The sequence below is a fragment of the Methylomonas sp. MS20 genome, assembly GCF_050275925.1.
GTDB lineage: Bacteria > Pseudomonadota > Gammaproteobacteria > Methylococcales > Methylomonadaceae > Methylomonas > Methylomonas koyamae_A.
Genome location: NZ_CP189962.1, coordinates 2,121,268 through 2,133,147, shown reverse-complemented (window position 1 = coordinate 2,133,147; position 11,880 = coordinate 2,121,268). Strand labels below are relative to the sequence as shown.

Annotated in this window: 7 protein-coding genes and 1 riboswitch; of the genes, 2 read left to right on the top strand and 5 right to left on the bottom strand. The window is 49.8% G+C overall.

From position 1 onward, the window contains the following. Positions 1-391: 391 nt before the first annotated feature. Positions 392-964: a hypothetical protein gene (locus ACQE3D_RS09215; RefSeq protein WP_082885735.1), complete on the bottom strand. Its 573-nt coding sequence runs from the start codon at positions 962-964 to the stop codon at positions 392-394. A 326-nt stretch (positions 965-1,290) separates the two neighbouring features. Further along, positions 1,291-1,368, bottom strand: a riboswitch (cyclic di-GMP riboswitch). Positions 1,369-2,511: 1,143 nt separating this feature from the next. Between ACQE3D_RS09215 and ACQE3D_RS09210 the strand changes: the two genes are divergently transcribed. After that, a complete protein-coding gene (locus ACQE3D_RS09210; protein ID WP_313728219.1) occupies positions 2,512-6,195 on the top strand; it encodes a PAS domain-containing protein in 3,684 nt (1,227 codons plus the stop codon). A gap of 505 nt (positions 6,196-6,700) precedes the next feature. On the opposite strand, the gene ACQE3D_RS09205 is transcribed toward ACQE3D_RS09210, so the two are convergent. Next, positions 6,701-6,937, bottom strand: coding sequence for a hypothetical protein (locus ACQE3D_RS09205; RefSeq protein WP_313728220.1), 237 nt, complete (start codon positions 6,935-6,937; stop codon positions 6,701-6,703). Between the two features lie 910 nt (positions 6,938-7,847). On the opposite strand from ACQE3D_RS09205, the gene ACQE3D_RS09200 reads away from it, so the two are divergent. Next, positions 7,848-8,438, top strand: coding sequence for a hypothetical protein (locus ACQE3D_RS09200; RefSeq protein ID WP_313728221.1), 591 nt, complete (start codon positions 7,848-7,850; stop codon positions 8,436-8,438). Between the two features lie 170 nt (positions 8,439-8,608). On the opposite strand, the gene ACQE3D_RS09195 is transcribed toward ACQE3D_RS09200, so the two are convergent. Genes ACQE3D_RS09195 through ACQE3D_RS09185 form a run of 3 tightly spaced genes read right to left on the bottom strand, consistent with a single transcriptional unit; the run spans position 8,609 to position 11,827 of the window. Then, entirely contained in the window at positions 8,609-10,828 is a 2,220-nt protein-coding gene (locus ACQE3D_RS09195) for a putative bifunctional diguanylate cyclase/phosphodiesterase (RefSeq protein WP_313728222.1), read from the bottom strand. Then, positions 10,825-11,505, bottom strand: a complete 681-nt coding sequence (locus tag ACQE3D_RS09190) for a chemotaxis protein CheB (RefSeq protein WP_313728223.1) — start codon at positions 11,503-11,505, stop codon at positions 10,825-10,827. Before ACQE3D_RS09190 ends, ACQE3D_RS09195 begins: the two co-directional genes overlap by 4 nt. Next, on the bottom strand, positions 11,474-11,827 hold the full coding sequence (locus ACQE3D_RS09185; protein WP_313728224.1) for a chemotaxis protein CheB: 354 nt from the start codon (positions 11,825-11,827) through the stop codon (positions 11,474-11,476). Before ACQE3D_RS09185 ends, ACQE3D_RS09190 begins: the two co-directional genes overlap by 32 nt. Positions 11,828-11,880 lie beyond the last annotated feature (53 nt).

Below are 11,880 nucleotides of genomic sequence, written 5' to 3'. Positions count from 1 at the left end.
GTCCTTTTGGATATAAACGCCTTGGCAATGGCGGCACGATCTTGCGTCGGGCGCCGTGGAAAGCCTCTCCGCTAACACCGCGCGAGACCCTTAAAATTTGGGTTAAGTTGGTTTGATTTGACAGGGTTGTGGCATTTAGTTGAAGCAGGGGCCCATCAAATCAGAAATCTTCGAAAAGGTTTAAACGGAGGATAGCGCTAAAAAACAACCCCCTGGCCCAAATCCTGCTCAGGGGGAAGCATGGACGTGCTCTCGCAACGTTTACGCCGCTACTACAACAGTGGTCAATGTATGATTTTCAAGAACGATTGGAATAATTCTAATCTTGAATACCGCAAGCCTCATCGTGCGGCAATCTAGCGCTAAATCCACGCCGTATTCCATGAACGACTTAGGCGCTGATGCTGTTTTTGCGGCGGTTGATACCGAACAAACTCAACAAAGCGGTGCCAAACAACCATGCCGCGGCTGGCAGAGGTACCGCCGCGACCGGCGCGATGCTCAGATGACCTATAGTCGTGCTGAGTTTTGCTCCGGTAGCACCCAAAAAGCCCGAGTAGGAAAAGCCACCCGCTTGATGGGCCGGATCAGGCAAAAACTGCAGGTCGCCGTCAAGCATGCCGGTCGTCGCCAGATTATCGACAACGTTTACCAGTTGGAATAAGGTGTTGTCCGGAAAGCCGGGTGAGTGGTCCACTAGGTTCCATGTACCGCCGATTTTTTGCAACGTCCAATCCTCGGACGACAGATAGGTTGACAGCGAAGGAGCGGTAAACCGGAAGGCGCCGCTAAGGCCGATAACCCCGACCGAGGAATTGCTGGTATCCATCGTCGTCGCCTGAATGGTGCCGGCGGTACCGAAACCACCGATGACGATCGTCGTCGTATTGGTGTTAATCGGTGCCTCGAAAGCACCGGTAAAGCCGCTAATCGCGGTTCCGCCGGCGAGAGAGCCGCTTATCATCGTGTTATTAAAGGACGAATCGAAAAAAGTCGTCGGAGCCCATCCTGAAGCGAGAAACGCCGAGTTCCAAACACCGTTTAGCGAGATGGTCGCTGTTCCTGAGACTAGGGCCGCGCTAGCGGTTTGCGGGGCCAGAGTCGCGGCGGCCAACATCATAGCCAATCCCGCGAGTTTAGTTTTGCGTATTGCGTTAATTTCCAAATTCATTTAATTACCTTGTTTCAAAAAAGAAGGGTTGAATGGATAAACTTCTCAACTGTGTGTGCGTCACTTGCTTTAACCCTCTTCGAGGCAAAAGCAGTCTTTCCCGGCATCCCTACCCGTGACACAGCAACCCGGCTATCTTGCCTACAAGACCCGTGGCTTTCCGGCCCTGCCTCGCGACAGGTTTGGCTAGCGCTCAAAATAGAGCACTTACTGGAAAGCAATAAAAAGACCAAAGAACAATCACTATAAATTTCATATACTTATTAAAAACCAAAAACCCCTGTTAATTCATTCGACCGTCGGCTCTACGGGATTTGACACAGTTCTAATTAATTGTTGCGGCATATGCCATAGTCCAAGCTGATTATCGATGAGCCTCAACAACTTAGAAGCCTCCGATAAGTCCGATGAAAGTATTAGTCCGACTGCAGGATGCTGAGATTAAGAAGAACCCGATCCAATTTCAAAAAGGCTTCGATTTGATGGATGTTCTGAAGCTGTAAACTACCGATGCCCAGTACGCCGAAACCCTATTTCAGGCACGATGACCGCCGGTTTTCAATACCCAAGTTATGGTGGTTATCGTTTTAACGTGGTCAAGACCCGCAAACTTTGTCAATGTACGGCCTGTCATCACCCAGCGCCACTGACCAACGGGGACGCTGTTTGAAGGTACCAAACGGCCTCTGACGGTGTGGCTTCTGGCGATCCAAGCCCAAAGATTCGCCGCGCCATCTAGCCGAGTGTTGGCATCGATTTAACCACCTATTCGATCTGCAAAGACTATGATGATCAGGTTTTTTTATCGCGGAGGCCAATACTCCGCCATGGCAGTCAGGGCGTTTGTTCAAATTGACCGAGGCTTATGAGTCATCAGAACGATATATATAGGACAATTACCATTCATTCCTTCAACCGAACTGATCATGGCCCGCTTCAAACCGACGGCTTTAAAAACGGAATTCACCTCGTAGGCTTCGTTGGCCTTGGTGGGGCAATGCCTGGACATCATCAACATCGAAGCGGTGGTCGATGGGCGGATAAGCGCGACGAACGCGACGCGATCAAAGCACTCGCCTTCCCTGCCGATCTGCGGTTGCCGATTAGCGGCCAAATAGCTAGAACATGCGACGGTGAACGGAAATGCCGGGGTTTTTGAGGAAAATTCGACAGTAGACCGCGCAAAATAATGAGCTCATGGCCCGGACGACCGATAAAAAGCGCTTATGCGCAATCGGTGGCGTTTAGACGACTGGGAGCACGAATTCCGGTTAAATTTTTACTAGACGCTTATAAACATATTCAATTTCCTTGAGCTCTCGTATACCTATAAACAGAATATGTCGGCAAAAGTCATTTCATTTTTTTGCATACTGCTTTTTTGCACCGCTATTTCGGCAGAAGAGCTTGTAACCATCGGGATGTTATCCCCTCGGCCCATCCCACAGGAACAGGCGAGATGGAATAACTTGGCCGAATATTTGACAAAATCGCTTCCACGTTATCATTTTGAGGTAAAAGTACTCGATTATCCGGGACTTGTACGGGCGATAGAAGAAAACCGTTTTGAGTTTGTGTTGACCAACCCTTCGCATTATGTACTGCTTTCGCATAAATTCAACTTAACTCAGCCGCTGGCAACTTTAATTAATCGCGAAGCTAATTACAGTTTAAGTAGTTTTGGCGGCATCATATTCACGACTCAGGATCATACGGATATTAACTCTTTAGCCGACATTAAAAACCGCAAAATAGCAGCCGTTTTTGAAGATTCGCTGGGGGGTTACCAGGCGCAGCTATACTTGTTTAAGGCTGAGGGCTTAGATTTACCTAATCCGAAAGATATCGTTTTTACCGGCATGCCGCAGGATAAAGTCGTTGAAGAAGTGCTCGCCGGCAGAGCGGAGGTTGGGTTTATCCGCTCCGGTATTTTGGAGCATATGGCCGAGGAGAATAAAGTCGATCTCAATCGCGTTAAAATCATTCATGCCATGAATTCTCCCGGCTACCCTTATCGACATTCGACGATATTGTACCCGGAGTGGCCGCTAGTGTCCGTCAGCAATATCGACCCACAGTTAAAACGCGACTTGGTGAGCACGCTGCTCTCCATGAACAACAACCGGGAGTTAATCGATAAGCTAACTATTGGCGGCTTTGATCTGCCTGCCAATTATTCCCCGGTGTACGAACTTTTACATGCAATACACGCCCCTCCGTACGATCGCGTCGATCGAATCACCCTGCTGGATTTTTTGAAGCAGTATTCTTGGCAAATTATTGTATTCGGCGTCATTGTGCTGGCATTGCTGGTAACGACTGTTAGAATAAAAATACTGAACATTAAGTTAAAAAATGAGAAAGTTTCGACTTTTCACCTTTTGCAAATCGTTAAATCCAATGAAGAGCAACTGCGTTCCATTGGTAACAACTTACCCAATGGCTATATTTTCCAATATACAATCTCCACGGATGGCGAGCGTGAGTTTAAATTTATCAGCGCCGGCGTTGAAAAGGCGCATGGATTAAAAGCGGAACAAGTCCTGAAGCATTCCGCATTGCTATTAACTCAATTAGACCCGCAATATAAGGTTTTGCTTGAGGAAGCTGAAGCAGACAGCGCCAGGAGATTAAGCGATTTCTCAATCGAACTGCCGTTTTTGCATGCTAATGGAACAAACCGTTGGTTTCAGATAAATTCCCGGCCCAGATTGGTCAATGATCTAACGGTGTGGGATGGCGTAGCCATAGACATCACCGAGCGTAAGCTGGCCAACGAAGCTTTGAGTCTTTCGTCCGAGCGGTTGCAACTGGCCACACGCGTCGCCAACATCGGCATATGGGACTGGGATATCGTTAAGAACGAGTTGGTGTGGGATGATTCGATGTACCAACTCTACGGTATTCAACGGGGCGGCTTCAGTGGCGACTACGACGCTTGGATACGAACCATTCATCCGGAGGACAAGGCGTATATCGACAAAGAAATTCAGGCTGCCCTGCGGGGCGAGCGCGAGTACTCGCCTGAATTCCGCATCATTCATCCGGACGGCTCCAGCCGCTATATCAAGGCGGATTCGCAGACGATACAGAATAGCGAAGGCAAGCCTCTGCGCATGATTGGCACCAACATGGACATCACCGAGCGCAAGCGGATCCAGGCGGCTATGCAACGCAGTCAGTCGGCGCTGGAAGAAGCGCAACGTATTGGCCACATTGGTAGCTGGGATGTGGATATGATCAACGATGTGTTAATTTGGAGCGACGAAATATTCCGTATTTGGGAGATCGACAAGACACAATTTGAAGCGACGTTTGCCGCATTCTTAGCGACGGTGCACCCCGATGACCGAGACAAGGTGACATTAGCCTATAACCAGGCGATCATCGATAAAAGCTTGTATCAGGTCGAGCACAGACTGCTATTCCCGGATGGCCGCGTGAAACACATCCATGAACGCGGCGAGCCTTATTTCGACGAGGATGGGCGACCGGTGCGCTTTATCGGTACCTCATTGGATATTACCGAGCGCAAACAGGCAGAGGCTGAGTTGTTGAGCTACAAGGACCGGTTGGAGGATACCGTTCGGCAACGGACCTCGGAACTGTTGTTAGCACGAGATGCCGCCGAAGCCGCTAACAAGGCCAAAAGCATATTCCTGGCCAATATGAGCCATGAACTACGCACACCGATGAATGCCATACTCGGATTCTCCAATATCATGCGCCGCGATCCGCATCTGACCGAACACCAGCGCGAAAACCTCGATATCGTCAACCGCAGCGGCGAGCATCTCTTGACCCTGATCAACGACGTACTGGAAGTCGCCAAGATCGAAGCCGGACGGCTGCAACTGGAAACCACCGCCTTCGATTTAGGCGGGCTAGTGCGGGAAGTCACTGAAATGATGCAACTCCGCGCTCGGGAAAAAGGCTTGTCGCTGACCCTGGATCAGTCATCCGAGTTCCCGCGCTATATCAAGGCCGATGAAGCCCGCATTCGTCAAATCATCATTAATTTGATCAATAACGCCGTGAAATTCACCGAGCAGGGCGGCGTGACGCTACGTTTGGGCGTCAAGAACAACGCCCGCCAGCACATATTGATCGAAGTCGAGGACACCGGACCCGGCATCGCGCCTGAAGATCATCAGCGCCTATTCGAACCTTTCGTACAGCTGACGGAAGGTGGCGGACAACGCGGTACCGGCTTGGGGCTGACCATCACCCGCCAGTTTGTGCGGATGATGGGCGGTAGCATCGCCGTCGAGAGCACCCCGGGTAAGGGATCGCTGTTCCGGGTGGATTTGCCGCTGGAACTGGCAAGCCCTGCCGATATTCACGGACCGGAAATTCGAACACCTGGCGAAGTGGTGAGTCCGATACCAGGAACGCCTCGGTATCGAATCCTGATTGTCGAGGATCAGCGCGAGAATCAGTTGCTGCTCCGCCGCCTGATGACAGACCTCGGCTTCGTCGTGAAAATAGTAGAGAACGGCCGACAATGTTTGGACGTGTTCCAAGAATGGCGCCCCGACTTGATCTGGATGGATAGGCGCATGCCGGTCATGGACGGCATAGAAGCCACCAAATGCCTGCGTCAATTGCAAGACGGCCAAACGGTAAAGATCGTCGCCGTCACCGCCTCGGCCTTCAAGGAACAGCAGCAAGAAATGCAGGATGCGGGGATGGACGACTTCGTGCGCAAACCCTACCGCTTTAACGAAATCTACGAATGTCTGACCAGACAATTAGGCGTGCAATATATTTATACCGACTCGCAGCCGACCGAACCGGATACCCTGCAATTGACGACTGAAAGACTATCCGTATTGCCCCAAGAATTACGCAACGAACTCATCCAGGCGTTAAAAAGCCTGGAACAAGAACATATCAACACGGTGATCGAGCAAGTTCTCCCTTACGATTTAGTCCTCTACAAAAACCTGTCGAAGTTGGCGGAAAATTTCGACTACCCAAGCATTCTCAACGCATTGCAGGCAACCACACTCCAACTGCCGTGAAGCTATACCTCCGTTTACACAAAATTTGGGACATACCCCAATTTCGGACTGGATTAATCGTTTTATACCCTGCCGGCGATTCTAGTTCGCTTGCTCGAAAGACTTTTAGCCTTGCGATTGGGATTCCGAGACTTGCGCGAATAGCTTTTTGCCTTGCGATTGGGACTTGGAGGCTTGTGCGAATGGATTTTTGCCTTGCGCGCAAGGCTTTTAGGGTTGTGTTCAAGGTTCGGAGCCTTTCGATTGGGATTCCGAGCCTTGCGCGAATGGCTTTTTGCCTTGCGCGCAAGGCTTTTAGAGTTGCGTGCAAGGCGAGTAGCCTTGCGATTGGGATTCGGAGGCTTGCGTGAATGGCTTCTTGCCTTGCGCGCAAGACTTTTAGAGTTGCGTGCAAGGCGAGTAGCCTTGCGATTGGGACTCGGAGACTTACGCGAATGGCTTTTTGCCTTGCGCGCAAGGCGAAATGCCTTTCGATTGGGTCCGGGCATCCGGTGGCAATCGCCTATTAGCGAGCAACACGGCCCGCCAAACTCGCGAACCGACCGCTACGCACGGTAAACCGGGCGCGGGTCAAGTCGGCCACGGCTTCCCCCATATCCAGGCTCGGCGGCAAGGCTTGCCGATTTTGACTGGAGACGATCAGAGTCTGCCGGCAAAAGGCGTCGGTCTTATTGCCCATCTTGGCCAGATTGCGCCGCTCGTCGAGCGATAGGCTAAGAAAACTGGAGAAGTGGTTTTCCAAAACACCCAGCGCCGCATCGATTTCAGCGAGCGCGCTGTCGGTAAAACTGATTGGAATTAAATTTTAAGTCATCCAAATCTCCTTAAACGGATTGCCAAACACACCGAATGCCAGCTCAGTTCGAGTGCTAAAGCGCAGACAATTTTCAGGGAAATGAATAATTTTTTTGCTAGCTGTTTTAACGCTTACATGCATTTAAACCTAATTTTTTTGACCCATAAGACTATGGACAAGACCAGCCGCCGTCGCGCGTAGAACCGACAAGCTAGCAGTAACGGGTCGCAGACATCGAAATCGTGCCGGAAGACAAAACTGAAATAAACGTAGCGCGAACGGGGCAGCGTTAATATTGCTATTTCCGATAGGACGATCACCGCAGGCGGCACGGCCAGACAGTCGAAGACGCCGCAATGGCTGCTCAGGTACCGATCAAAAGCGGGCGATTGCGTGACTATAGTCGGCATACAGCGCGTCCGACAGACCTTGCCCGGCCTTGATGCAGCACTAGCATAATCGAAAGAATGACCGTTCCATCATCAAACTAACAATAGCAATTGAAAGACCATTGGCGTTTTAACCCACTACTAGCTTCCCATCCCTTCCCAACAACGCTAGCCACCAACAGCGTATTTCCGGCACTCGCGGCAATGGAGTTTCAAGCTCCGATCCGATAGATACGCGCAGCCTATGGGTTTGAGTCACAAATCCAAACTGATGCGGAATGATTAGTGGTCAATGTGAGTGGGTGCACAATAAGTTACGGCTATCCTTCTTATTATCGCGTTGCTGTATTTGAGCAAACGTAAAAACGCTTCTTTCACGCAGTTCAGAAAATTGCGCTTTTGGTGATTATTAGTCACATTTTAGTTTTCATACTTCTCAATTTTTCAATCCTCATTAGAAGGTATTTATGCTTCCAACTAAAACATTGTCAGTTTTGGCATCTGCATTAATTTTCGTATCCGGTTTTGCACGAGCTGAATTGGCAACACTTAAATTTACCGGGACAGTCGTTTATGGTGGCAGTCTCGCTACAATAGGAGATACGGTTACTGGTGTTTTATCTTACGAGAGCCAACCCCAAGACTTGTCATTGCCTAATTACGCTTCTTATAGTATTCCGGCACCGTTTGTAATGTCCGTAAGCGTTGGCGACCATTTTGTGATGTCCAAAGGAATTACCATTACAGTTTTCAACAATCAAGGTGGTAATGTCGAGGACATGGCAAACATCGCCGGAAATTCAATATTGTTAGATAACGAGCTTTATTCAGAGGGTTCGGCAGGAATTAATCTTTCGAGCAAATCCGGCAGCAAAGGCGCTTTAAAGAATACTAAGTTACCATTGTCATTTGATTTGTCTAAATTTGACGCAGGCCCAACATTAACTTATGGTTGGATTCAAAAAGATGGCAGTCAAAATGGACAATTATTACAGTTTTCGGTGGACTCAATTCAGTCCTCTGTAAAAGCCGGGCAGCGTGGAGGTGACCACCACTAAAAAGCATTGCTGAATCAAAATACATTACTGCTAATAAATTAGCAATTTAATCAAGGCGAGCCTAGGGCTCGCCTTGTTTTTATAGCCAAAACCCAGGGCATTGAACCTCCACTTACGCCTTAGATTAAGTTCAACATTGATGCTTACAACTCACAGCGACGTTATGTAAACTATTGCAAAAGGCCAACAAATGTTTCAGCAGGAACCGCCGGGCTTTTGTAATAGCCTTGATAAAAATCGCAGCCGTGCTCTTTCAGAAAGTTAAGCTGCTCTTCGGTTTCTACGCCTTCAGCCAAGACTTTTAATCGTAACGTGTGAGCCATTCCAATAATGGCTGCAGCGATTTCATTGTCGTCTTCCAGTTGTGGAATGTCATCAATAAACGACTTATCAATTTTCAGGGTGTCCAGCGGGAAGCGTTTAAGATAGGCCAGGGAAGAATAACCAGTACCGAAGTCGTCAATGGCCAGACGTACGCCTAAAAACCTTAATTGCCGGAGTATATCCACGGTTTCGGATTCCCTAGCCATCAGTGTACTTTCCGTTAGTTCCAATTCCAGACGCTCTGCCGGAAACCCCGTTTCGTTGAGTATGGCGACCACACTAGCGACGATATCACCATGCCGAAATTGATAGGGCGACAAATTAACAGCCAAAGTGAGCGGTGGAATGCCGGCTTCGAGCCAGTGCTTGCCTTGTCGGCAAACCTCCAATAGTACCCATTCACCAATCTCGCCAATCAGCCCCGTTTCTTCCGCCACCGAAATAAACTGACTGGGCGGTATCATGCCTTCGTCGCTATTTTGCCAGCGTAACAAGGCTTCTGCACCGATGATGGCACCGGTACGCAGGTCTACCTGAAGTTGATAATGCACCCGTAATTCTGCTTTGGTGATCGCGCGTCGCAATAACGATTCCAGGTTGATGCGGCGTTTAGCCGCCTCAGTCAGATCCTCAGAAAAGTATCTAAAGTTACCCCGGTCTTCATTTTTGGCGCGATAAAGGGCGGCATCGGCATGCTGCAGCAATTCTTCGGACGTTTCGCCATGCTCGGGAAACAAGCTGATGCCAACGCTGACTCCAATACGAACTTCCACACCGTTGGACAAGCGCCAGGGATCGCTGAGAGCTTCTATAATCTCGGTGGCCACCAGCGCTGCATCCTGCGGATGCGACAAATCCTCCAACAACAATGCAAATTCATCGCCACCCAGCCGGGTTACCGTATCCACACCCCGCAAGCGGCTGGTTAAACGTTCAGCGACCTTTTGCAGCAGTTCGTCACCGGCCAGATGACCAAAGCTGTCGTTGACGTCCTTGAATCGATCCAGATCCAGCATTAACAACGCGGCCGATTTACGTTCACGATTTGACAACTCGATGCAGTGCTCCAGACGTGCGAATAACAATAAACGGTTGGGCAGGTCCGTCAATGGATCATGATGCGCCAGATAATCCAGGCGATTAACCGCGTCCTTGAGTTGAGTGATGTCGGAAAACACGCCGACATAATGCGTCACCTGCTGATGTTCATTGCGTACCGCACTGATGCTAAGCATTTGCGGATAAATCTCGCCGTTCTTGCGCCGATTCCAGATTTCGCCTTGCCAGTAGCCGGTTTTATCGATTTCAGCCCACATGAGCCGATAAAACACCGTAGCCTGCCGACCCGACTTGAGGAATTGCGGCGTTTGTCCTATCACTTCAGTAGCCGAATAACCGGTTAGCTCACTGAAAGCCCGATTGACGACCAGTATCCGGGAACCCGCATCCGTCACCATGACCCTTTCTCGAGCTGATTCGAACATCGCCGCAGCCTGACGTAGATAATCGTCGTTGGCTTTTTGTTGGCTGATATCGATCATTACGACACGAAACAGTTGATTTTTGTCAGTGCCGACCGAGCGGTTCATTTCCAGCCGCGACCAATAGGCCGCGCCATCCTGTTTAATAAGACGCAGTTCAAATATCTGGGGGTTGCCGGTCTCCGTCAACTGTTGACGATGTAAGTAGTAAACATCCTGGTCCGTATCCAGTATAAATTGAGTCAAGAGCTTTTTGAGCAAAGCTTTGCGAGTAACGCCGAGCAGAGATGTCGCGGTCAGATTGGCATTCAGGATGACATCGCGATCACTGATAGTCAGATAACCCACGGGGGCCAAATCGTATAAATCGAAATAACTGGCCCAGGATTTTTCCAGTTCGTCCTGCGCATACCGCAGGTTTTCATACAGCATCTCCAGCTCAATCTGATGCACCTGCAGTTCATGCACCAGCCGTTTTTCGTCACTAGGCGATGCCGGGACGATTTCGGGTTTGGTCGTCAGCCGCTGTTCGGCCTGACGCCTCAGCTCATCTGGATTTCGAGTAAGGTCTGGTTGTTTTTTCATACCCCATCTCCTCTGAGTTGAGCTTCCAGCCTTTTAGTTTCAGATATGTCGATAAAGGTGATGACCACGCCGTCAATGACATTATCCTGAGTACGGTATTCAGCGAGCAGAGCCGGAATGACATGATTTTTAAGCTGCTCCCATACGGGAGCATCCCTAAAAAAATTGGTCACACCAATCAGTAATTTCTTGAACAGCAGATCCTGCTCTTGCACATTTTTGTGCAGATACTGAACGTACTGAGCAATCGTGCTGATCTGGTGTAACCCCATGCGCCGTTCAATACGGCGATAGAGGGTGTTTTTCTTGTATAAGGAAAAATCGTTGCCCGTGCGTGAGCGCAGTAAAGCGATGATTTGTTCGAGGCTGCTTTGTGATTTCAGCGCTAAGACGGGTTCGGACGCCACGTACTCACCGCAGAGCCCTTGTCGGAGATAGGTGACTATATGATCCCAAAGCGCGTCCGGAGTGGCGACAATATCCGCCAAACCCGCATCGATAGCGCTGTGTGGCATTGCATCAAATTTGGCGGAATCCGGGGATTGCACCAATGCCAACCCGGCATTTTCTTTGATGGCGCGCAAACCTTCAGTACCGTCGGAGCCCATGCCCGACAGAATCACACCGATGGCGCGTTCGTGTTGGTCATCTGCGAGAGCATGAAAAAAAATAATCAATCGGCAATCGCAATCCGCGTCGAGCGGTGGGCTCGAGCAAATGCAATTTGCCCTGGAGAATAGATAAGTCTTTATTAGAGGGAATGACATAGACGTAATCGGCTTTGACCTTCATGCCTTCTTCAGCCTGCTCGACCTTCATCGATGTGACCCGCTGCAACAATTCAGGCAGGATGCCTTTGCGAGTCGGATCAAGATGCTGGATAACCACGAATCCTGCGCCACAGACTGATGGAACATGACGAAAGAATTGTTCGAGCGCTTCCAGTCCCCCGGCTGATGCGCCGATGCCAATAATCGGTGGTATACGGTCAGCTTCCATTAGCAGTGGGGGCCGAGGTGTTTCTGCTACTTTACAAATAACAACCGTCTGCC